This window comes from Streptomyces sp. NBC_01267 (assembly GCF_036241575.1).
Lineage (GTDB): Bacteria > Actinomycetota > Actinomycetes > Streptomycetales > Streptomycetaceae > Streptomyces.
The window spans coordinates 7528274-7551361 of the sequence record NZ_CP108455.1; the positions used below are offsets into that span (position 1 = coordinate 7528274).

The 23088-nt window shown below is 69.0% G+C and carries 17 protein-coding genes; 10 read left to right on the plus strand and 7 right to left on the minus strand.

Features of this window, described 5'->3' with window-relative positions:
• Positions 1-6: 6 nt before the first annotated feature.
• Positions 7-192: a hypothetical protein gene (locus OG709_RS33535; RefSeq protein WP_250301599.1), complete on the minus strand. Its 186-nt coding sequence runs from the start codon at positions 190-192 to the stop codon at positions 7-9.
• A 362-nt stretch (positions 193-554) separates the two neighbouring features.
• On the opposite strand from OG709_RS33535, the gene OG709_RS33540 reads away from it, so the two are divergent.
• Complete coding sequence (locus OG709_RS33540) at positions 555-1259, plus strand: hypothetical protein (RefSeq protein ID WP_329168842.1); 705 nt, start codon at positions 555-557, stop codon at positions 1257-1259.
• 40 nt (positions 1260-1299) lie between these two features.
• Here the strand turns inward: OG709_RS33540 and OG709_RS33545 are convergent, their stop codons facing one another.
• Positions 1300-1839, minus strand: coding sequence for an AAA family ATPase (locus tag OG709_RS33545; protein ID WP_250301597.1), 540 nt, complete (start codon positions 1837-1839; stop codon positions 1300-1302).
• A gap of 244 nt (positions 1840-2083) precedes the next feature.
• Between OG709_RS33545 and OG709_RS33550 the strand changes: the two genes are divergently transcribed.
• Together OG709_RS33550 and OG709_RS33555 are read left to right on the plus strand one after the other, a co-directional pair.
• Positions 2084-3307: an MFS transporter gene (locus OG709_RS33550; RefSeq protein WP_374211280.1), complete on the plus strand. Its 1224-nt coding sequence runs from the start codon at positions 2084-2086 to the stop codon at positions 3305-3307.
• A 134-nt stretch (positions 3308-3441) separates the two neighbouring features.
• Positions 3442-4521, plus strand: a complete 1080-nt coding sequence (locus OG709_RS33555) for a MerR family transcriptional regulator (protein WP_329168843.1) — start codon at positions 3442-3444, stop codon at positions 4519-4521.
• A gap of 32 nt (positions 4522-4553) precedes the next feature.
• Here OG709_RS33555 and OG709_RS33560 read toward each other — a convergent pair whose 3' ends face one another.
• On the minus strand, positions 4554-5252 hold the full coding sequence (locus OG709_RS33560) for an esterase/lipase family protein (protein ID WP_250301594.1): 699 nt from the start codon (positions 5250-5252) through the stop codon (positions 4554-4556).
• Positions 5253-5609: 357 nt separating this feature from the next.
• Here OG709_RS33560 and OG709_RS33565 point away from each other — a divergent pair, with 357 nt between their 5' ends.
• Positions 5610-7652, plus strand: coding sequence for a phosphocholine-specific phospholipase C (locus OG709_RS33565; protein WP_266645473.1), 2043 nt, complete (start codon positions 5610-5612; stop codon positions 7650-7652).
• 94 nt (positions 7653-7746) lie between these two features.
• Here the strand turns inward: OG709_RS33565 and OG709_RS33570 are convergent, their stop codons facing one another.
• Positions 7747-8802: a LysR family transcriptional regulator gene (locus OG709_RS33570; protein WP_329168844.1), complete on the minus strand. Its 1056-nt coding sequence runs from the start codon at positions 8800-8802 to the stop codon at positions 7747-7749.
• A gap of 214 nt (positions 8803-9016) precedes the next feature.
• Between OG709_RS33570 and OG709_RS33575 the strand changes: the two genes are divergently transcribed.
• From OG709_RS33575 to OG709_RS33585, 3 genes are all read left to right on the plus strand, one after another.
• A complete protein-coding gene (locus OG709_RS33575) occupies positions 9017-9757 on the plus strand; it encodes a hypothetical protein (protein WP_250301591.1) in 741 nt (246 codons plus the stop codon).
• Positions 9758-9855: 98 nt separating this feature from the next.
• Positions 9856-11304: an argininosuccinate synthase gene (gene argG / locus OG709_RS33580; RefSeq protein WP_250301590.1), complete on the plus strand. Its 1449-nt coding sequence runs from the start codon at positions 9856-9858 to the stop codon at positions 11302-11304.
• Between the two features lie 291 nt (positions 11305-11595).
• On the plus strand, positions 11596-13761 hold the full coding sequence (locus OG709_RS33585) for an Ig-like domain-containing protein (protein ID WP_329168849.1): 2166 nt from the start codon (positions 11596-11598) through the stop codon (positions 13759-13761).
• A 112-nt stretch (positions 13762-13873) separates the two neighbouring features.
• On the opposite strand, the gene OG709_RS33590 is transcribed toward OG709_RS33585, so the two are convergent.
• The 3 genes from OG709_RS33590 to OG709_RS33600 form a co-directional block, all read right to left on the minus strand.
• Complete coding sequence (locus OG709_RS33590; protein WP_329168851.1) at positions 13874-14848, minus strand: ROK family protein; 975 nt, start codon at positions 14846-14848, stop codon at positions 13874-13876.
• A complete protein-coding gene (locus tag OG709_RS33595; RefSeq protein WP_329169261.1) occupies positions 14845-16539 on the minus strand; it encodes a class I mannose-6-phosphate isomerase in 1695 nt (564 codons plus the stop codon). Before OG709_RS33595 ends, OG709_RS33590 begins: the two co-directional genes overlap by 4 nt.
• A gap of 162 nt (positions 16540-16701) precedes the next feature.
• Positions 16702-19080 carry an Ig domain-containing protein gene (locus OG709_RS33600; protein WP_250301587.1) on the minus strand — a complete coding sequence of 793 codons (2379 nt, stop codon included), beginning with the start codon at positions 19078-19080 and terminating at the stop codon, positions 16702-16704.
• 573 nt (positions 19081-19653) lie between these two features.
• Here OG709_RS33600 and OG709_RS33605 point away from each other — a divergent pair.
• The 3 genes from OG709_RS33605 to OG709_RS33615 are packed head-to-tail and all read left to right on the plus strand — an operon-like array spanning position 19654 to position 22774.
• A complete protein-coding gene (locus tag OG709_RS33605) occupies positions 19654-20946 on the plus strand; it encodes an extracellular solute-binding protein (RefSeq protein ID WP_250301586.1) in 1293 nt (430 codons plus the stop codon).
• A complete protein-coding gene (locus OG709_RS33610; protein ID WP_374211279.1) occupies positions 20946-21944 on the plus strand; it encodes a carbohydrate ABC transporter permease in 999 nt (332 codons plus the stop codon). The genes OG709_RS33605 and OG709_RS33610 overlap by 1 nt, the downstream gene beginning before the upstream one ends.
• Positions 21945-21946: 2 nt before the next feature.
• Positions 21947-22774: a carbohydrate ABC transporter permease gene (locus OG709_RS33615; protein ID WP_250301584.1), complete on the plus strand. Its 828-nt coding sequence runs from the start codon at positions 21947-21949 to the stop codon at positions 22772-22774.
• Positions 22775-23088 lie beyond the last annotated feature (314 nt).

The following is a 23088-nucleotide window of genomic DNA, read 5'->3' on the forward strand; positions in this document are numbered from 1 at the left end:
TCTGCCTCAGCGGGCGTCCTTCTTCGGACGGGGAGTGGGGGGCGAGATCAGCAGCAGTGCGGCCAGCAGCAGGGCGCCGCCGCATTCGCGCGTGTCCCGGTACACACCTTCGGGCTCGGTGGAGTCCAACATTCCCTCGACCTCAGCAGCAAGGGCTGCTGTTCCGACGGGAGTTGCGAGATCCGAAGTCATGGGATCATCTCCTTCTCGTCCTTCTCGATTCGGACTGCCCCATCAGCCTGGCAGCGGCCACCGAGCCTCGCAAACGGAACAAACCACCCGGGATCACCGCGCCCGGTTCCTGCGCGCCAGGCCCCGCCGGGACCCCGGAAGCGACGCCCTGCCGGTCGGACGAACTCCCGCGCATGTCCGTGGAGTCACGCCGCCGGCCCCGACCGGATGCGGGCCCCGGCCAGGTATGCGGGCAGTGCGCGACGAAGGCTGCGCCGCCGGAATCGACCGCCGGGCTAAAGAAATGGCCAGAAGCCACCTCACGCCTCCGCCGGGGCGAGGCAGAATTCGCGGGGATCAGGGCGAGGGAGATTTCTTTGGACATGTTCGTATGTACCGTGTGTGGCACGGAGTTGACGGCGCCGGTGTCGTGGGTCGCCCTCCCCGTCCACACCCACCACGGCGGCTGGGAGGAACTCCATCCTCCTCTGGCGGTGTGGCTGGAGCCCGACGCGGTCGTACACCGCCCCTCGGGGCTCCCCGCCGGTCCGCCTGCCGACCGGGACGACCTTGAGCGCGCCGAGCACCGCGTCCCACCCGTCGAACCCGACGGGTCGTGGAGCCGCCGCTGGGAGGCGGCGGTCGGGGTCGCACTGGCCCACCTCGTGGCGGCCACCGAGGACCGCCCGGTGACCCTCCCGGCCGGCCCCGTCGCCGAACTGCTCGGCCACGCCGTCGGCCGGTACCTCCCGGGCGGGCCCGGTGCCCGGTCCGTGGGGCTGGCCGGCCCGGGGATCCGCATGCCCCGACCCCGCGCCGACGTCCTTCTCGTGCCCCGCCATCCCCTCACCGGCGCGCCCTGGCGCGGGCCTGGCGACGAGGGGGCCGTGGCGCCGCTGGACAGCGGGGTCTGGGCCTACCTCGCCCATCCGGGCGAGACCTCACCGACGCCCGCGACCGGGGTGCTCCCGGAGGGCGTCCTGCGTGACGACTACCCGCTGCCGCCGCGCCCCTGGCGCCCGCTGATGCCCCATCACCGTGCCTTCGAGTACACCCTGGTCGGGCTGCCCGCCGCACGTGCGCTCTGACTGCCTTCGCCGTCGATCCGACGCAGGCATGGCAACGGCGTCACAGCCAGCCGACCTTCTTGACCACATCGGCTGCGACCTCGCCGATCGAGCGCGTGGTGGCGTCGACGCTGAAGTCATCGACTGCTGCTCGGTCGAGGATCCCAGCCAGCTCGCTGGATCTGGCCAGGTGCCATCGCAACGCTTCGGGCTCGTTCTCGTGGCGCCGCACGAGTCGCTGGTGGTTGACAGGCAAATCGACCTGGAGCCGACACACCGAGAGCTCAGTGCCGACCGCATCTCCGAGCAGCTTTCGCTCATCCAACTCCTCGATCACACCGGCGAGGACCAGCCGAGCCGCTCCACCAGCGAGGTAGTTGCCGGCCATGCTGCGCAGGTTCCGCACCATCATGCCGAAGTTGAAGCGATCTCCCGGAGGCGCCGGCCAGGACCGGCGCAGCCAGTCGAGGTCGATGACGGCATTCGGTATCCCAGCCTCGGCGAGAAGCCCGCCCACGCTCTCAGCCACCGACGTCTTGCCGACGCCGACAGTGCCGTTGATCAGGAGAGAACGGGGTTCCGGAGAACTGTCTGCTTGCATGCACGAGACCTTACGACCCAGCGCGGTGGCGAGCCCGGCGGCCTCCCGGGTCGGGGACCAACGGTCCGGAACCCACCCTCGATCCGGTGGCTGCACCTCAGATCACCAGCGGGGTGACCTGCCCCACCGGCAGGGCGAATCCGATGTCGGAGAGACACTCAGCTCAACGGCAGCGGGACGGAGAAGGGCCAGGGGATGCCCCGATGCGTCACCGACAGGGCGGGATGCCACCCCGGTGATTAGCGTGACCGATATGCATAGAGGACCCACGGGCACGCTGCCGGGACGCCCCTGGCACTACAAGGCCGCCGCCTTCACTTTCGCGGTGGGCATGGCCGGTACCACCCTCCCCACCCCGCTGTACGGGCTGTACCAGGAGCGCATCGGGTTCTCGTCGCTGATGGTGACGGTGATCTTCGCGACGTATGCGGCCGGAGTCATCGCCGTGCTCACCCTGGCGAGCAACTTCTCCGATCTCCTCGGCCGTCGGCCGATGCTCCTGGCGGCGCTCGGATTCTCCGTGGCGAGCGCGCTGTGCTTCGTCTTCGAGGACGGCCTGCCGCTGCTGTTCACCGGCCGGGTGCTCTCCGGGCTCTCCGCTGGTCTGTTCACCGGGACGGCCACCGTCGCCGTGATGGAACTGGCACCGGAGGACCGGCGGGGGCGGGCCGGGTTCGCGGCGACCGCGGCGAACATGGGCGGCCTGGGGTGCGGGCCGCTGCTCGCCGGGATCCTGGCGGCCTACGCACCCTGGCCACTGCGGTTGCCGTACCTCGCCGACCTGGGGCTGCTGGCGGTGGCGATCGCTTTGACCCTGCCGCTGCCCGAGACCGTTCCCCGCCGGGAGTCCCGCCCGGCGCTGAGACCTCGGCTGCCGCACGTGCCGCGGGAGGTCCGTGCAGTGTTCGTGCCCGCCGCGCTGGCCGGGTTCGCCGGGTTCTCCATGTTCGGCCTGTTCACCTCGGTGGCGCCCAGTTTCATGGCGCAGACGCTGGGCGTGCACGACCTGGCGGTTTCGGGCGCGGTGGTCTTCGCGGCGTTCGCCGCCTCCACCGTGGGGCAACTGGCGGTGAACCGGGTCGGTGTGCGGCGGGCACTGCCCGCGGGATGTTTCGTACTCGTGGTGGGCATGGTGCTCATCGGCTGCTCCCTCCTCTCCGCCTCGCTGCCCCTGCTGGCGGTAGGCGCGGTGGTGTCGGGGCTCGGCCAGGGACTGTCCTTCCGGGCCGGGATGGCCGCGGTGACCGGCCGGACGCCGAAGGACCGGCGCGGGGAGACCACCTCGGCCTTCTTCGTGGTCGCCTACCTGGGCATCTCGCTGCCTGTGATCGGGGTGGGCGCGCTCGCTCTCGCGATCGGTCTCCGCGACGCCGGACTGGTCTTCACCGCTTGTGTGGTGGTATTCGCCGCCGTGGTCGGCGGCTGGCTGCTGCACCACTCGTCGGTCGAGCCCACCGGGTCAGACTGAGGCGAGAAGAGCTGCGGACTCGGGGCCGGACCGTCCCGTGGCGCACGTGGAACGGGCAGGTTGACCTTCACCTTGGGGGAAGCAGCAGCATCGGTGGGGCCGGGCCGAGGGCCCGGCACGAGGGAGGGACGAGCATGGAGCTGCTGACCATCGGGGCGTTCGCGAGGGCGTCCCGTCTGTCGCCGAAGGCGCTGCGCCTCTACGACGGGCTCGGACTACTGACCCCGGTCCGGGTGGACGAGATGACCGGCTACCGCTTCTACGCCCCGGAGCAGTTGGAACGGGCCCGGCTGGTCGCCTGGCTCCGCCGTCTCGGGATGCCGCTGGCCCGCATCCGGGACGTCTGCGAACTGGAGGCGCCGGAGGCCGCCGGAGCGGTCCGTGCGTTCTGGGCCCAGACCGAGGCCGATATCGCTGCCCGGCGGGATCTCGCCACCTTCCTCGTCGACCATCTGTCCTGGAAGGAACCAGCCATGTCTGACCTCACCCAGCCCCTGGGTATCCGGTACGCCGCCCTTTCCGACACCGGCCGAGTCCGCGCGAGCAACCAGGACACGGCCTACGCCGGGTCCCGCCTGCTCGCAGTCGCTGACGGCTTCGGCGGCGGGGGAGCGCATGCCGCCGAAGCCGCCGTTGACGTACTCAAGAGCCTCGAAACCGACACGGTCCCGGCGGGCACTCTCCTCAACACTCTCGAAGAAGCCGTAGAGCGGGCCCGTCAGGCCGTCCGCGGCATCGCCACGGCCGGCCCGGCGTCCGATGAAGTGGGCACCACGCTCACCGCGATGCTCTGGACCGGATCGCAGCTGGCACTCGTCCACATCGGCGACTCACGTGCCTACCTCCTGCGCGACGGCGAGTTCTTCCAGATCACCCATGACCACACCCTGGTGCAGTCGATGCTCGACGAGGGACGCATCAGCCCCGAGGAGGCCAGTTCGCATCCTCAACGTTCGCTGCTGGTAAGGGCCTTGTCCGGCGAGCCGGGAGCGAACCCGGACATGCGCCTGCACGACGCCCGGCCCGGAGACCGCTACCTGCTCTGCTCCGACGGCCTGTCCGCGGTGGTGCCGAGCGAGGAGATCGGGGAGGTGCTCGCCGCTGTCGGTGACCCGGACGTGGCAGTACGCGAACTGATCACGCTGGCCAACCGCTCCGGCGGCCCCGACAACATCAGCTGCGTGGTCGCCGACGTGCTGGAACTCCAGGCGTAGGAGCGCGCTGTTGCCGCACGCAGGGACGGCGGTCACCCCGCGATGAAGTCCCGTACTCCTCGCGACACTCCGTCGTCCCCCAGCAGGTCATTGTGTTTCAGGCACCCCGCATCCGTATTGACCGCGCCGTCCAGCGCGACGCTGCTGTTCGGGAGGATGACCTCGTCGCACTCCGACCAGAAGGTCGCGTACTTCACGGCGCCCGGTGTCCCGTCCCCGGCGGCCAACTGGTTCTGTACGTACGAGCCCGGCGACATGTCCCGGCACGCCTGGTCCCAGATCACGCACGCCCAGGTGAGGTAGGTGCCGTGGTTGGGGCCGCCCAGGGAGACCCAGTGGTCCACCGTGTCGGTGCCGCCGTCGAACTTGACGTACCAGCGCGTGGTCAGGCTGCCGAAGGAGTGCGCGACGAGATCGACCTTCGATGCTCCGGTCGTGCGCAGTACCTGGTTCACGTAATCGGTGAACTGCCCGGCGAGGACTTCGTTGACGGACTGGTGCGTGTCGTAGCCCCAGCTGAACAGTTCGTCGTCGGTGTAACCGTCGGCCTTGAAGTCGCCGATCATTGCGCCCCACACCCCCGGGTCGGCGTTGTAACCGTGCACGAAGATCACCGGATTGTGCGGTGGCTGCGCCGTGGCGCCCTTCGCGGCGAGGGAAGCGGGGGCCGTGCCGAAGATCAGCGCCAGAGCGCCGAGTACGGACAGCAGTACGGTGGATCCGCGTCGCATATGTGTCTCCTGCTGGTGGGGGGAAAGAACCGGGGCCGGACACCGGTGCGGCGTGCTGCCCTTCAGGAGTGAGTGACAAATCGGCTTGTCCGTGAGGTTGCTGACTACACATCAGGTCGGTCGGAGGGGAATGGTAGACCGCATGACCACGCGCGGCTACCTTTCGGTAACCACGTCGTGCGTGAATGGTCGGGGACGGCAGGCAGGTGGAAGTCCGGACGGGGGCGTTCAGCGGGTTTTCCGGAGCTCTCGTGGCACGGGTCTAGCTGGCGTCCCTCCGGAGCCTGCACTCTTGTGCGCGACATGCCGTAACGGCGATCACTTGTACGCAACTTATTCCTATGCGAGGGCAGGCGGATGACACCGATCAGTCGAAGAGGCTTCGTGGCGCTCGGTGCGGGGGCGGTGGCCGGCGCCGTCGTCCCCGTGGGTGCGGGAAGCCGCGCCGAGGCCGCGAGCCGGGCGGCTCACGCCGCGACCGGGACGGTCAAGGACGTCAAGCACGTGGTGATCCTCATGCAGGAGAACCGCAGCTTCGACCACTACTTCGGGCGGCTCAAGGGTGTCCGGGGCTTCAGCGACCGGAGCGGCATCTCGCTGTCCGGCGGGCAGTCCGTGTTCAACCAGCCGAACATACTCGGCCGTCAGTACCCCTGGAAGCTCAGCTCGACCCCCGCGGCCGGCGGGGTCGACGGCGAGACACTCGCCCAGTGCAACGGAGACCTGCCGCACAGCTGGTCCTCCCAGCACTCCGCCTGGAACAAGGGCCGGCTCGACAACTGGGTGTCCGGTGTCGGCAACGTCCGGACACTCGGCTATCTCGACCGCGACGACATGCCGTTCCACTACGCCCTGGCGGACAACTACACCATCTGCGACGGGTACTTCTCCTCCACGCTCAGCGCCACCGGCCCCAACCGCACCTACCTCTGGAGCGGCAAGGTCGACTCCTCCAGCAGTGACGGCGGTGACGAGTCCGGGCTGGGCTGGGAGACCTACGCGGAGGCGCTGCAGCGCGCGGGGGTCAGCTGGAAGCTCTACCAGAACGCCCAGGACAACTACGGCGACAACGGCCTCGCGTACTTCACGAAGTTCACCGACGCAGCTCCCGGCGACCCGCTCCACGACCGGGGCATGGCCTCCGTACCGGCCGCCACCGGATCCACCCCGGACGACATCGCGGCGGCCATCAGGGCCGATGTCCTGGCGGGCACGCTTCCGCAGGTCTCGTGGGTCGTCGCGAACCAGGCATTCTCCGAGCACCCGTACGCCCCGCCCGGGGACGGCGCGCACTTCGTCGACCTCGTCTACCGGGCGCTCACGGCCGACCCCGACGTGTTCGACTCGACGGTGCTCTTCCTCAACTACGACGAGAACGACGGCTTCTTCGACCACGTGCCCCCGCCGTCGCCGCCCGCCGACGAGGCGGGCGAGTTCCTGAACGGGGTCCCGTACGGACTCGGTTTCCGTGTCCCCATGCTGGTGATGTCGCCCTGGACCCGTGGTGGCTGGGTGTCCTCGGAGGTCTTCGACCACACCTCGGTGCTCCGTTTCCTGGAGACCTGGACCGCGGCCCTCGGTACCCCGGCCACCTGCCCCAACATCAGCGCCTGGCGCCGCAGGGTCACCGGCGACCTCACGGGGGTCTTCGACTTCACCAAACCGGTGTACGGAGTGCCCTCCGGCCTCCCGTCGACGGCGAAGGTCATCGGGATCGGCACCTGTGCGCCGCTGCCCAACCCGGCCCCGCAGACCAACGCACTGCCCGCGCAGGAGAGCGGCACCCGCCCGGCCCGCGCGATTCCCTACCAGCCGAACGCCAATCTCGACCGGCTGGAATTCGGTGCGGCCGGGAAGATCCTCGCCTGGTTCGGCATGTCGAACCAGGGCGCCCCCGCGAAGAGTGCCGCGCACTTCTCCATCCATCCCAACGCCTACCGGTCCACGGAACCCTGGCAGTACACCGTGGACGCGGGAGGTACGGCGACCGACTACTTCAACATCGGTCTGGGATACGGGTCGGGGAAGTACGACTTCACGCTGATGGGCCCGAACCGCTTCCAGCGCCGCTTCACCGGGGACGCGTCGACGGCGGGGAAGTACGTGGAGGTGGCGGCCAGGTACGCCGTCGCTCCGAACACCGGCAAGCAGGCCATCTGGTTCACGTTCACCAACACGTCCTCGGCGACGGTGAAGTTCACGGTCACCTCGGCCAACTACCGGTCGGACGGCCCCTGGACGTACACGGTCGCGGCGGGCGGCTCCGCCGAGGACTACTTCAACGCGGTGTCTCTCGCGAACGGCTGGTACGACTTCACCGTCACAGCCGACGGCGACAGCAGCTGGTCCCGCCGGTACACCGGCCACATCGAGACGGGCGCGCCGAGCATCAGCGGCTGATCCGCGCGGCACGGGGGCTCGCGAACGGCCTTTCGGTCAGGGGCTGTTCGTGAGCCGTCCGCCGCCGGACCGGTGCCGGTCACTGCCGATGGCCTCAGGCCCGGTCCGGCCGACGGGCCGCCCTCGGTTGCTGCCCGTCCCGTGGCGCGGGGGCGGCCGGGGGCCGGCGGGGCGCCGCCGGAGCAGGGTCCGCGGGGTCGTGCAGGGGGCGGACGATGATGTCGCCCCTGCCGAGCCCGGCGACGGTGATCGCCTCGGCGTGGTCACGGGCCGCCTGCTGCAGCGCGTCGACCGCCGCCCTGGCCGCCGCGGCGGTGTCACCGTGGCCCGTGCGGTAGAGCGTCCGTGTGATCTGGCTGCCGGTCACGGGCAGCGTGGTCACCGTCACCTGGTCGAGCTGGGCGGCGAGATACGCGGGCAGGACCGCGGCGCCGAGCTGCCCGGCCAGCAGCGCCCGGACGGTGATCAGGTGTTCGGCCAGGTGTTCCACCGACGGCGTGACCCCGTGGGCGCTCGCGAACCGGGCGAAGGCACGGCCGCGCGCGGAGTGGGCGGGAGCACTGATCCAGGGGCGTCCGGAGAGTTCTGAGGCGTCGGCCGGTGTCTCCCACGTGGCCGGGACGACCACCCGGTACTCGTCCTCGCTCAGCGCCTGCGCATGGACCGCGGGTGGCAGCGGCAACGCCGTGTCCCGGTCGTCGGTGATGATCAGGACGTCCAGCTCGCCGAGGCGCAGCTGCCGCAGCCCGTCCTGCGGCCCGGTCTCCACGAACGCCGGCTCGACCTGCGGGAACCACCGGGCGAGCAGCCGCAGCGCCGGTACTGCGATCCGGGCGAGTACCCAGGACGTCGCCCCGATGGCCACCGGACCCCGTACCACCTGATGGTTCGCGGTGATCAACTGCTGTGCGGCAAGCGTGAGTTCCTGGGCGATGCATTCGCCGGTGACGGCGAGCAGCCGTCCGGCCGCGGTGAGTTCCAGCTGCCCGCCCGAGCGGTCCGCCAGTGGGAGGCCGACCTCCCGCTCCAGGGCGGCCAGTTGCTGGGACACCGCTGACCGCGTATGGCCGAGCGTCCGCGCCGCCGACGCCAGTCCGCCGCTCTGCGCGATCGCGTGCAGGACCAGCAGGCGTCTGGGATCGAGGTCCATGCCCACCGCCCCTCTCGGCCCGGACGTCATCGTGCCACGGACGCACCGCCCGGCACCAGTTCTGCTGTCGGGGATGGCAAGTACCGCTGTACGGCGGTACTGCTTCGCGGCGCCACCACTGCCAGACTTGTCGGCGCCCCAGGGTTCCGGCTGGTGTCGGCCCTGGTTCCGCATGCCGTACATGGGTCCGTCCCGTTTCCCGAGGAGGCCGCACATGGCCCGTCCCATCTCTCCGCACACACGTACATCGGCCGTGGCCGTACTGACCGCGACCTGCGCCCTCATGTCGGCCTGCGGCCCTTCCGGGCACTCGGCCGCCGCCCCGGCCGGCCCGGCCTCCCGGAGCGGCGCCACCACGGGAGCCACCCCCGCCGGCGCGACGGCAGGTGGCAGCGCGGCAGGCGGGACGGGCGGCAGCGCGGCGGGCGGCACCTCGTACGTGCTCGGCGCCCCGCAGTCCGCGGCCGGGTACGCGCAGGGGCAGCCGTCGGCCGACCTGGTGCAGAAGGTGAACGGCGATCTCCATCAGACCGCCCAACGGCTCGGCATCTCCGGCACACCGGTCCACGCGTACTACGACGACCGCGCGGACGGCGCGTGGATCTTCTACAACGGTGTCACCGGGACCGGATTCGACCCCGGCCGTCTGCACGACGCCCTCGACAAGGCCCCGGCCGTCAAGGTGGACGGTGCCGGTGACCGGATCACCACCAGCGCCATCGACACCGGTCCCGGGCCGCACGGTGGCCGCGCGATCTGCAACACCATCCTGGTCCGGAACACCATGCTCACCACGGCGGTCACCAGCTGCTCCTGGTTCACCGCGACGACCGCCGCGAGTGTCAGCCTCATCATCAAGGGCGACGGCACCAATACCAAGGTCGGCTTCACGGCCGCTGACGTCGCCCCGATCATGCGGGCGATCCGCGCGGACGTCGAGAAGCCGCGGCAGTAGCGGCGGCGAAGGCCGGCCGGTCCCCGCGTCGGGGGCCCGTCCGGGCACCGCCACCGACCGGCTTTGCATGGTCATGCGAGATGATGCATACTCTTCCCATGTCTAAGGTCCTCACCTCCCTGCCCACCGGCGAGCGCGTCGGTATCGCCTTCTCGGGCGGCCTCGACACCTCGGTCGCGGTCGCGTGGATGCGCGACAAGGGTGCCGTCCCGTGCACCTACACCGCCGACATCGGCCAGTACGACGAGCCCGACATCGCCTCCGTTCCCGGCCGCGCGAAGGCCTACGGAGCCGAGATCGCCCGCCTGGTCGACTGCCGCGCGGCGCTGGTCGAGGAGGGCCTGGCCGCACTCACCTGCGGGGCGTTCCACATCCGCTCGGGCGGGCGTGCCTACTTCAACACCACACCGCTCGGCCGCGCCGTCACCGGCACTCTCCTGGTCCGGGCGATGCTGGAGGACGACGTACAGATCTGGGGCGACGGCTCCACCTTCAAGGGGAACGACATCGAGCGGTTCTACCGCTACGGTCTGCTCGCCAACCCGCACCTGCGGATCTACAAGCCCTGGCTGGACGCGGACTTCGTCACCGAGCTCGGCGGCCGTAAGGAGATGTCGGAGTGGCTGCTCGCCCATGAGCTGCCCTACCGCGACAGCACGGAGAAGGCGTACTCCACCGACGCCAACATCTGGGGCGCCACCCACGAGGCCAAGACCCTGGAGCACCTGAACACCGGCGTGGAGACCGTCGACCCGATCATGGGCGTGCGGTTCTGGGACCCCTCGGTCGAGATCGCCACCGAGGACGTGACGATCGGCTTCGACCAGGGCCGCCCGGTCACGATCAACGGTGAGAAGTTCGACTCGGCCGTCGACCTGGTGATGAAGGCCAACGCCATCGGCGGCCGGCACGGCATGGGCATGTCGGACCAGATCGAGAACCGGATCATCGAGGCCAAGAGCCGCGGCATCTACGAGGCGCCCGGCATGGCGCTGCTGCACGCCGCGTACGAGCGCCTGGTCAACGCGATCCACAACGAGGACACCCTCGCCCAGTACCACAACGAAGGACGGCGCCTCGGCCGGCTGATGTACGAGGGCCGCTGGCTGGACCCGCAGGCACTGATGGTCCGCGAGTCGATCCAGCGCTGGGTCGGCACGGCCGTCACGGGCGAGGTGACCCTGCGGCTGCGGCGTGGTGAGGACTACTCGATCCTCGACACCACGGGCCCGGCGTTCAGCTACCACCCGGACAAGCTGTCCATGGAGCGCACCGAGGACTCGGCGTTCGGCCCGGTGGACCGGATCGGCCAGCTCACCATGCGTAACCTCGACATCGCCGATTCGCGCGCCAAGCTGGAGCAGTACGCCGGGCTCGGCCTGATCGGTACCGCCAACCCCGCCATCGGTGCAGCGCAGGCAGCCGCGACCGGGCTGATCGGCGCCCTGCCGGAGGGCGGCGCCGAGGCCATCGCGTCCCGCGGCGAGGTCTCCCGTGACGACGACGAGCTGCTGGACCGTGCCGCGATGGAGTTCGGCACGGACTGACCGGCCCCACCGGAATGGCCGGGTCGGCGCCCTTCGGCGCCGGCCCGGCCATTCCTGTTTCCCCAATCCCGCAACAGGTCTTGACGCGCGGGGAACGCGACGCTCAAATGTGCGGAACTGTCGAGTGATGTTTGCTTCCGTTTGGATGTGACGCTCGTGATCTTCCGTAGGTCTCAGAAGGAACCAGTCCGGTCTCCACGCGTGCGACGGAGCGTCGACCCTCCGCCGGCACCGACAGGTGCCGAGCGGCGACCGCCACGCAAGGGCGGTCGCACCAGATTGTGGGCAGCGATGCTCGTCGGCGCCGTGGTCGCCTCCCTGGTCGCGCCGCTGTCGGCCGCGACCGCGGCAACGACCGCCGAGACCGTTGTCGATGTGACGCGGTACGGCGCCGACCCCACGGGCAAACGGGACAGCGCCGCAGCCGTGGCGAAGGCCATGCGCCGGGCCAGGACGGTCCGAGGGCCGGTACGGGTGCTGTTCCCGCACGGTACGTACCAGATCTATCCCGAACAGGCGGAAGTACGGGAGGTGTACCTGTCCAACACCGTGGGCGCCGACCAGAGGTACCGGGACAAGCGGATCGGCATCCTTGTCGAGGACATGCACGATGTCACCATCGACGGCGGCGGCTCGCATCTGCAGTTCCACGGGCTGATGACCACGTTCGCGGCCATCCGGTCACAGAACGTCTCCGTCCGGAACTTCAGCTTCGACGTGACCGCGCCCAAAGTCGTCGACGCGACCGTCAGCGAGACGGGCGTCGCCGACGGTCACGCGTACCGGGTGCTGAGCATCCCGCCGGGCAGCCCGTTCTCGGTCGCCGGCAACCAGGTCACCTGGCGCGGCGAGAACAGCCCGGCCACCGGTCAGCCGTACTGGTCGGGCGTCAACGGCATGAGCTACACGCAGATCCACGACCCGGCGGCCGACCGCACCTGGCGCGGCGCCAATCCGCTGTTCTCCGGCGTGACCTCGATGACGGATCTGGGCGGCCACAAGCTCCGTATCGAGTATGCAGACACGAAGGTCCCCGCCGACCGCGGGCTCGTCTACCAGATGCGTGAGGACACCCGGGACACCGCGTCCGCGTTCTTCTGGGAGTCGAAGGACGTCACCGTGCGCGGTCTGAAGGCGCGCTATCTGCACGGGTTCGGGTTCCTCGGGCAGATGAGCGAGAACATCACCATCGACGGCAACGAATTCCGAACCGACCCCGCCACCGGGCGCAGCACGGCCGGCTTCGCCGACTTCGTGCAGATGTCCGGCGTCAAGGGCACCGTGCGCGTCACCAACAACCTCTTCGACGGCGCGCACGACGACGCGATCAACATCCACGGCACCTACGTCGAGGTCACCGGCCACCCCGCGCCGAACACCCTCACCCTCGCGTACGAGCACCCCCAGACCGCGGGCTTCCCGCAGTTCCACCCCGGCGACCAGGTCGAGATCGTGGACAAGCGGACCATGGCGGCCGTTCCGGGCGCCTCGGCCGAGGTCGTGTCGGTCGACGGCCCTTCGGGGCAGGACCACAGCAAGCCCCTGACCACCATGACGGTCACCTTCGACCAGGCCGTCCCGGCCGCGGTGACCGCGGGCAACTTCGTGGTGGAGAACACCACATACACGCCGACCGTCGACATCGCCGGCAACACGTTCCGGAACATCCCCACCCGCGGTGTGCTGGTCACCACCAGGCGGCCGGTCGTGATCCAGGACAACGTGTTCGACGGCACGCAGATGGCCGGCATCTTCATCTCCTCGGACGCCTACCAGTGGTACGAGTCCGGACCTGTCCGCGATGTCCTGATCAAGAACAACACCTTCCTGCGCCCGGCCGACCCGGTCATCTTCGTCGAACCCACCAACCAGGTCGTCGACGCGGCGAATCCGGTGCACCGCAACATCCGGATCCAGGACAACGACTTCAGGATCGGCGACGTACGGCTCCTCGACGCCAAGAGCGTCGGCGGCATCACCTTCGAGCGCAATGACGTCTTCCGGCTCGACCGCAGGACGGCGGTCACCGCTCAGGCCGGGAACCTCTGCCCCGCACCGGGCACCACCACGGAGGTGAGCGCCCTCGCCTCCGCCGCGCCGTACACCACCTCGTTGTTCTCCTACCGCGGTTCCTCCGGAGTCCTGATCAAGGACAACAACTTCGACAACGGACTGAACCTGCGTGCCGACCTCGACGCCACCGACGCCGACCAGGTCAGCACCGACGAGGTGACCAAGAACGGCACCGACCGCATCCTGCCGCTCGTGCCGTCGGTCACCTACACCAGCAGCGACCGGCACGTCGCTGTCGTCGACCGCAACGGCAAGGTCACCGCCAAGGCCGCAGGCACCGTCACCATCACGCCCGTCACGAGCAGCCGGCTCGGCGACGTCCGTGGCACACCGGTCACGCTCAAGGTCGGAGCGGCCTCCGCCGGCTGCACCAGGAGTCAGTAGCCGTACGAGGGAAGGCGCCTGACGGGCGGAAGCCCGGCGCGGGCGCCTTCCCTGACCACGGCCATCGGGTTCTGGCTGTGTCCGCGGTGCACGCGCCGGCCCGCTCTCCCAGTCACCTGCGGAGACGACGGGCCAAGTGCGGGGGAGTCGCCTCGGCAGCCAGACACAGGGCGGCTCCCAGCAGCGGCGCCTGGACGGGACGGGCAGCGGGGAGCAGGACGAAGCCGGTGGACCGGAGCGGTCGTGGCACGCCGATCACGGTGCGCAGCGGCGGGGCGATCAGGTCCCAGGAGCCGGTGATGGATCCGCCCACCACCAGGACGGTCGCCCGGAACCGGGCGAGCCAGGGCGCGATCGCCCGGCCCAGGACACTCATGGAGCGGGTCAGGACCCGACGGGCCACCAGGTCACCGGCGCGCGCCCTGTCGGCGATCTCCTTGACGTCGGCGAGGGGCACGTCCGCGAGCCCGCTCGCCCGCGCGTAAGCGGCGCGGATCGCTCGCCGGGAGACAGCGTCCTCCAGCGGCCGACCCCGGTAGGTCAGGAGATCCACGCGTCCCTGCGGGGGAACGGTGGGCCCCTGGTCGACGACTGCGCCCTCCGCCAGGAAGGACGAGCCGACACCGCTTCCGAGTGTGATCCCGACCGCGCGTTCATGGCCCCGGGCCGCGCCCACCCAGTGCTCTCCGAGCAGGAAGGCGTCGGCGTCGTTGACGAACGTGATGGCCGAGGGCCGGGGCAGCGCCGCCATCAACTCCGCGCGCAGGTCCAGCCCGTACAGGGACTGGAACTTGCCCACCCCGTGGAAATGGGCGATGCCCCGCTCGTAGTCGAAGGGGCCGGGCATCGCGATCGCCCAGCTCCTGCCCGGACCGGCGCCGAGGCCGAGGGCGCCCTCCGCGATGGCGTCCACGATCTGCTCCGCGGAGCCGTTCGGGGGCACCGGACGGCGCGACGCGTCCGTGGTGCGGACCTGCCCCGTCGTGAGGTCGACCATCCCCGCCGTCACGTGCGTACCACCGACGTCCAGTGCGGGGATCCAGGAGGCGCTGAGGCCGGCCGGCCGGGCTGGGCGCCGGGACGTCACCGGACCAGTGCTTTGACGACGCGGACCCGACCGGAGCCCAGCCGGCGGAGGGTGTAGCGGCCCACTGCCGCGGGGACGGTCAAGGTCTCCGCGTAGGCGAGGGTGTGACGGTGGCCGTCCTCGGTCTCCAGCAACACGCCCTCGCCTTCCACCACATTGATCACATGGAACCTGCCTGCGGTGTCGTCGTCGGCCGCCTCGTCCGCCTCCAGGGCGATACGCCGCACATCGAAGAACATCTCCGGGAGACTCCCGATGGTCTCCTCGCGCCAACCCGACCCCTGGCGCAGCGTGCGCGGCTGTTGGACCAGGTCCTCGGCGATCCGCTCCCCGGTGCGCTCCGTGTCGAGGTTGTTGAACGCGTGCTCGACATGCACCGGCCGTCGGGTGCCGTCCTGGCCGCGCCGCAGCCAGTCGTAGAAGCGCAGGCTGTACAGGTAGGGAGTGGCGCTGATCTCCAGTACGACGTTGCCCTCGCCGCTTCCGTGCGGAGTGCCGGCCGGTATCAGATACAGCTGATGGAGGTCGGCCGGGAAGCTCTGCACGTGATCGTCCATCGTGATGGCGCGACCGTGGTCGTGGGCACCGTGCGCGTCGCGCCGGAACTCCTCGACGTCGGTGTGGGCGTTGAGGCCCAGGAAAACCCGGCTGCCGGGCTCGCTCACCATCATGTAGTAGGTCTCGTGCTGGGTGTAGGGCCAGCCGAAGACCTCCCTCATGTAGTCCTGCTGCGGGTGGCAGTGCACCGACAGATTGCCGCCGCCGAGAGTGTCCAGGTAGTCGAAGCGGATCGGGAACGAGGTGCCGAACACGGCATGCACCTGCTCGCCCATGACGCTCTCGGGATGCCGGGCCACCAGCAGTTGGAAGGGGACCTCGACCTGGCCGCCGCCGCGTTCCCCGAGCAGAACACCGCTCTCGGGTGCGATCAGCTCGTAGCCGAGAGCGGTGTTGGGTTGCTGCCGATGGAAGCCGAGTGCGTTCTGCGCCCAATGTCCTCCCCACGGAGTCGAGTTGAAGGTCGGTCGGGTACGGAACGGGCGCCCAGCCAATGCGGCCAGACTGCGCCGCAGGGTCGGGCCGTCCAGCCACTGGGGCCGGTCGGGAGCCTGGACGTCGGCCCACAGGGCGATGTCCGCGGCGATGGCATCGCGGTGCCGGTCCAGGACCGGCCAGTCGATGTAGAACAACCGTCGCTTCGTCGCCGGGCCACCACCTTCGGGCCGGCCCAGATTCGACCCTCTTCCAGCGGAGACGGCTTCCTCGGCGTAGCGCTTGGGGAGATCCGCGTACCACAACACGTCGTGCTGTACGAGGGCTGCGCCCGGCCCGAAGACGACCAGCACCGATCCGGGCCGCTGCTCCGGCTGGGGCAGCGCGTCGAAGAAGTCGGCCAGCATCCTGGTCTCCAGGGCGGCGAAGTCCGGGTCGTCGGCCAGGGTGTCGCGGGCGGTTCCTGCCGCGATCTTCTCCCAGGGCGCGAACCATGCGCGCAGATCCAGCAGATCCACCGGTCTGCCCAGCGAGCTCAGCGCAGTGGACAGACCGGTCGCGACTGCGTCCCATCCGGCGAATGCGGGGCCGTCCACGGCCAGTACGACTCCGCCGGTCGGCAAGGTCGCGACGGCCGCAGCCCAGCCCGCTCCGATGCTGCCGCCCACGGGCGGGTAGCACGGCTCGGCGTCATACACATGCGGATCCCGCTCCTGCACCGCGCCATCCTCCTGGAACGCTCCCTCAACGAACGGTGGCGGTACCATCGCTCGACTCCCCTCAGTAGGTGCAGGGTTGCTCCCTCCCGGAGGAGGCAGCGTCCCTGCGCATGCCGGGCAGACCCGTCGGTGCCGTGGTACTCAGGGCCTGGTCGTCACCCGGTAGGCGATTTCGGCGTCGGCGGTGGTGCCACCGTTGCGGGCGGTGATGGTGAACCTGCTCGCGCCGGTGCGGGTCGGAACGCCGGTGATACCGCCGGTGTCCTTGTTGAGGGTGAGACCGGCCGGAAGGCCACCGGACGTGACCTCGTACCGGGTGGTCTGCGGAGTGCTCGAGGTCACCTTGAACGCGTACAACTCACCGGCGCGGGCATCCGGCGGCTCCGGCGTCGTGAACCCCGGCGTCGGGGCCTTGACCTGCTGCGGCTCGCCGATCGGCCGGCCGGACGAGTCCACCGGGCGCAGCGACCATTCCTGATCGGGCGTCACCTCGCTCAAGTGCCAGTACGTGCTCGGGTCGCCCAACTTCTGCTTCTGATCGGCGGTGAACGCGCCGCTCCTGCGCGCGGACTCCCAGGTCTTGACCGCCTGTAGCAACGCGGCCGTGTTCGATCCGGAAGCGAGGCTCTGCACGCTGGTTTCGAAGTTGATTCCGGCGTTCAGGGACGCCGCGCGCGCCATGGTGACTTCGATCGTCTGAAGGCTGTCGTCGCCGGAGAATCCCTGCTGGCCCATCATCCCGGGCAGGTAGTTGGCGCGGTAGAACGTGTTGCTGCGGATGAGCTGTTCGTAGCTCGTGCTGCCGATCTCGCCCCAGCTGGCCCGGGACTGGGCATCCCAGGTGTTGGACGAGAGGTTGCTGCACTCGGTGATGAACTCCTTGGAGCCGAGCTGCCGGTAGACGCCGTTGACCAGGCGGGCGAATCCGTAACCGCCCCAGCCGTTGTAGCCCGCCGACTCCAGTCCGTCGTAGGACGTGGCCCGGACGCCGGTGTCGTTGTACGCGGTGGCCAGCCGGGTCGCCATCTCGTCGATGATCGGCAGCCCGCCTATCGCGCCGCCGTAGCCGTTCTGGATGAGCCGGGCGCCACGGGTGCCGGCCGGACAGGGCCGGGCGGCCGATCCCCACTGCGCCCGCGCCAGTCCGTCGACCCGCCACTCGGACGTACCGACCTTCGTGACGGTGCCGTAGGTGAGGATCTCGTCCCCGATCCGCAGCCGGGTGCCATCGACGCCGGGCCCCAGCGGGCGGTCGGCGTCCACGTACAGGGTGGTGTCCGAACCGCCGAGCGGGCGGGTCAGTGTGAAGCTCCCTCCCTCCGCGAGCCGCGGATCGGCAGGCGCCTTCACGTACGGGTCGTCGGCGTCGATGAAGTCGGACAGGGTGTGCACGCCGACCTCGGCTCCCTCCTTGGCCGCCGTGGCCACCAACTGGGCCGCAGCGGCGTCGGATCCGCCGAACGAGCTGTTGAACTGGTAGTGCCCGTGCGACACCCAGGGGCCGTCGCCGGTGATGGCGTAGATGTTCCTGACCCCGGCCTGCACGGCGTAGCGCCCGGCGGCGGCGGCATTGCTCGTGTCGAGGTCGTGGATCCAGAAGTGGGACTGAGACGTGCGCTGGGCCGCCTTCTGCCACTGGCCTCCGATGGTCGGGTACGCCTGGCCGTGCTCCTCGGCGATCTGACTCAGCACGGTGAGCGCGAGCTCCGGTGCACTGCCGAACAGCGCGATCTTCGACCCGACGATGCGGCCTTCCGGCGCGGGAAGCGGCCCGAGCGGGATCTCGTATCCGTTGGTGCGCTGACGGAGACGCACACGGCTGTAGTCGTAGGTCGTGGCACGCAGAACGCTGCCCCAGGTGGTCTTCGCCGCGACGTTGCTCGCCAGCCACTCGTCCTTCGCGCCGGTCTGCAGTCCGTACGGGTTCCAGATGAGATCCGGGCCGAACCCGTAGGCCAGGTGCTCGTTCGGCCACCCGCCCACGGTCTTGTCGTTGAGCGGGCGAACCCCGAGGACGACTTCGCTGTTACCGACCACTCCGGCGGTCTCACCGATCGTCTGGGCGATCTTCGTCGGCAGCGGGCCCCACAGCAGTGTCTGCACGTCCACACCGGGTGCTGCCGTCAGGCCGACCACTTCGAGTGTGGAGTGGGTGGCGAACCTGACGACCTTTACCTCGATCGTCGTCCTCGCGCTGCGGAAAACCAGGACTCGCCGGTCGCGCGGTGAGGCCTTCACCTCGACAGGAACCTCCTGCGTGCCGTCGGCCACCACGCTGACCAGCGGCACCGATGTGCCTGCCGCCAGATAGTCGGTGTCACTGCGCAGATCCACCAGGCTGTTCACCCGGCCGGAGTTGCTGAGTCCCACCGACAGGAAGCCCGCGATGATCCGCTGCGCCTGAGACGTCCCACCGGTGCCTGTCTGCACCGCCTGAGCGGTGGCGGCGGCAGGCACCAGCGTCCCCATCGCCGTGATCGAACTCAGGCCGCTGACAGCCAGAAAGCGACGTCTGTCCATATTTCCTCCGAGGCCGAAGCGAATTTCGTGCCGGAAAGGGGTATCGACCGGCGGCACCCGCACGGTTCGGGCATTTCCGTGGGATACGAACAGCAAGGGGGACGACGAACGTGCATCCCTGCGGCTGTGCCTGGGTCGAGATCCCTTGCCTCTCCCGGGCGGACGCCCAGCACAAGTGCGACCTAGCGTGCAGCTGACCGCGGGGCGAGTCAAGGCTTAGTTAGGATCTATCTGGAGTTCGATCGCTCGCGTACGGGCTTCCCGGGCAGGCGCAGGAGTGTTCGTCCCGCAGCCGGCCATTCAATGCATCACATCTATCGTGTCAATCCGCGACAGATAGTTGCGCTTTATCCCTTGACACTGTTGTGGACGGACTTCGATACTCAGAGCGCTTTCGATGGAGGAACGCTCGGGGGAGCGGCCACCCTCGAACGCAGTAGGACTCTCCGGGGAGTCCGAAGCATGTGGCGGGATCGGCGGACGGCCGGGAGCGGGATTTCCCCACCTCGTCATGGAACGACAGGGCAGCGACACGCCGCCGCCTCCGAAAGCGACGGGTAAGGGAAGAGACGCATGACACGCAAACCGACACTCCTGGGGGCAGCCGCCCTCGCAGGTGCACTGGTCCTGACCGGATGCACGGCCGGCGGCGCCGGCGGGAGTGCGTCCTCGGGCGACAAAGTCACCCTGACCTTCCTCACCTTCGAAACGCCGAACCTCGATGCGAAGTACTGGGACGCGGCGATCGCCAGGGCCTCGGCGAAGGTGCCCGGGGTGACCATCAAGAAGCTCGTGTCACCCAGCGCGGACCGCACCGGATACGCGAAGCAACTGGACAGTACGGGCCAGTTCCCGGACATCATGATCGGCTTGAACCCCGCCGGGTTCGCCGAGGCGCACAAGCTGGCGGCATGGTCGGACAGCGAGCTCGCCACGTACGCCGAGCCCCACGCCAACACGTACGACGGAAAGGTCTACCAGCTGCCCTATGCCGCCCAGACGACGCTGGTCTACTACAACAAGGGCGACTTCACCAAGGCCGGCATCGGCGCTCCGCCACGTACCTACGCCGAACTGCTCGCCGACAACGCCAAGTTGAAGGCGAAGGGGATCAATCCGATGGTGGTCGGCGGTGGCGGCAAGGACTCCTGGGCGGATATGTTCCCGCTGATCTGCACGGTGGCCACCGACGTGTACAAGAAGACCCCGGACTGGCTGTCCCAACGCACGGCGGGCAAAGTCAAGTTCACCGACCGGGCGTTCGTCACCGCTGCCGGGAAGGTCGCCGACCTGGCCCACAAGGGTTACGTGGACCGGGCGGGGCTGTCGCGTTCCTACGCGGACACCGAGCAGGCATTCCGCGACGGCAAGGGCGCCATGTACCCGATGGGCAGTTGGTTCTCCGCCTCGGCCGACGCCAAGAAGCCGAGCTTCGACACGGGTGTCTTCGCATGGCCCACCGACCAGGGAGCGCCTGCGCTCCCTGGCGTCACCGGCGGCGGGATGACGGTGAGTTCCAAGGCGTCAGATGTGAAACTCGCCAAGAAATGGGCGAAGGCCTTCATGGAGGACCACAAGAACCTCGACGCCGCCGTCAAGGCCGACGGGCTCATCATCGACATCAAGGGCTACACACCGCCGGACAACATGGGGCCGGTCTACAAAGCGACCGTCGCGGCGTACCGGCAGGCCCAGAAGGCCGACGGGATCGTCAACTCGTTCTCCCAGGAGACCGGCGACGGCTCCATGCCGCCCGGTCTGTCCGACAAGGCAGCAGCAGGAGTCCAGAAACTCCTCAGCGGCCGTATGACAGCCGCACAGTTCGGCGCCTACATGGACGAGCAGTGGGACAAGGCCACCCGGTAATGCGAATCCGCACCCTCACCCGACCGGAAGGTTCGCCTGCCACGCCCGGGAAACCGGGCGCTCCAGGAGGACCGCAGCCGACCATTGCCCTGAAGCGGTCGCCACGACGGCCCCGGCAGGCACGTTCGAGAGACGGACTGAGCCGCTTCGCGCTCTTCGCGGTGCCGGGTCTCCTGGTCTACCTGGCCCTTGTGCTCGTGCCCATCGGCATCACGGTCGGCTACAGCTTCACCAACAAGAACCCCTTCAACCCGCCGACCCAGTGGGTAGGCCTGTCCAATCTGACCAGCCTCTTCTCCGACGACGAATTCCTCAAGGCACTCGGGAACACCGCCCTGGTCACGGCAATCGTGACCGTCGTCACCAACGCGGGCGGACTGGCTCTGGCCATGCTCCTCGACCGGCGGGGCTGGCTGTACAACGCACTCCGCAGCGTGTTCTTCGTCCCGGTCGTCCTCAGCGCCGTGGTGGTCAGCGTCATCTGGCAGGCGATCCTCGTCGACGACGGCCTGCTCAATTCGATGCTGCGTCAGCTGGGGGTGAGCAACCCGCCGGGATGGCTCTCCGATCCGAGCCTGGCCCTCTACACGGTCTCGTGGGTCATCGCCTGGCAGAGCCTCGGCTTCTGCGTGGTCATCTACCTGGCCGGACTGCAGGGAATCCCACAGGAGTTGCAGGAAGCGGCGGCGATCGACGGCTGTGGACCATTCATGCGGTTCCGCCATGTCACCTGGCCGATGCTGGCGCCCGCCGTCACCATCAACACGGTGATGTCGCTGATCGGCGGATTCAAGGCATACGACCAGATCCAGGTCCTCACCAACGGCGGCCCCGGCCCCGGCACCACATCCACCCTGGCCTTTCAGGTGATCCAGACCGCGTTCAACGGGAACCACGTCGGCTATGCCTCCGCCATGGCTGTGGCGATGCTGGTCCTGGTAGCGGCTATTTCGGTGATCGCGCTCGGGCTGTTGCAGAAACGCGAGGTTTCTTCCTGATCATGAACGAACCCAGGACTTGGCTCCGTCCGGTTGCCGCACTGCTCGCAGGCATCCTGTTCATCGTGCCGATCTACCTCGTGCTGGTCAATGTGTTCAAGAACGGTTCGGAGATCGTTTCGAACCCGATGGGTCTGCCGATCCCGCCGACCTTGGACAACATCCACAGTGTGCTGTCCCGACCGGACCACCTCTTCTGGTACGGCCTGGTCAACAGCACGGAGGTCACCGTGATCTCCATCCTCGTCATCACCGCGATCTCCGCCATGCTCGGCCACTACCTGGCGCGGGCGACCGGGGTCCTCGCCAAGGTCGCCATGGTTGCGCTGCTGTGCGGCCTGATGGTGCCGCCGGCGGTCATCCTCACCCCGATCACCGAGGTGCTCAGGGCTCTTGGCCTCATGAGTACCGTGCCCGGCCTGATCCTGGCGTACGTCGGCTACTACATGCCGTTCGGCGTCTTCGTCTTCGCCGGCTTCGCCAAGACGATCCCACGCGAAGTGGAAGAGGCAGCGGCCATCGACGGCGCAAGCGCATTTCGTGCCTTCTGGCAGGTGGTCTTCCCCTTGATGCGACCGGCATCGGCCAGTGTGCTGATCTTCCTCGGCGTCTGGATCTGGAACGACTTCCTCAACCCGCTGATCATCCTGGGTCCGGCCACCGGCACCACGGTGACCGTCGGGATCTATCGCGCCATCGGCGAACACCAGGCGGACTTCGGCACGGTCTTCGCCCTCATGTTCCTGGCGACACTGCCCATCCTCGTGTTCTACCTGGCCTTCCAGAAGCAATTCGTCAAGGGCCTCACGGGTGGAGCGACGAAGGGCTGATCGGCCGCAGGACGACGTCGGGCGACCGGCGCACGAAGGCGGCCTGGCCGCTCGGGCCAGTGTGCTCCGGCTGCTACCGGACCCGGCGTGCTGACAGACGATCTGATCCGAAGCCCGGGGCAAGTGCCCCGGGGCTTCGGCGCAGGCCGGGTCACCTGCTCCGCAACAGCAAGGAGCCCACGAGGACCAGGGCCTGCGGCGCTCGGGCTGCGAGCTCTCCAACTGCTGCGGAGAGGATCGAACATGACCTCGGACGACGACATGCTGTGGCGTCGCTGCGCGTACCTGGGTCGCGTCCTGCTGCCACTACTGGA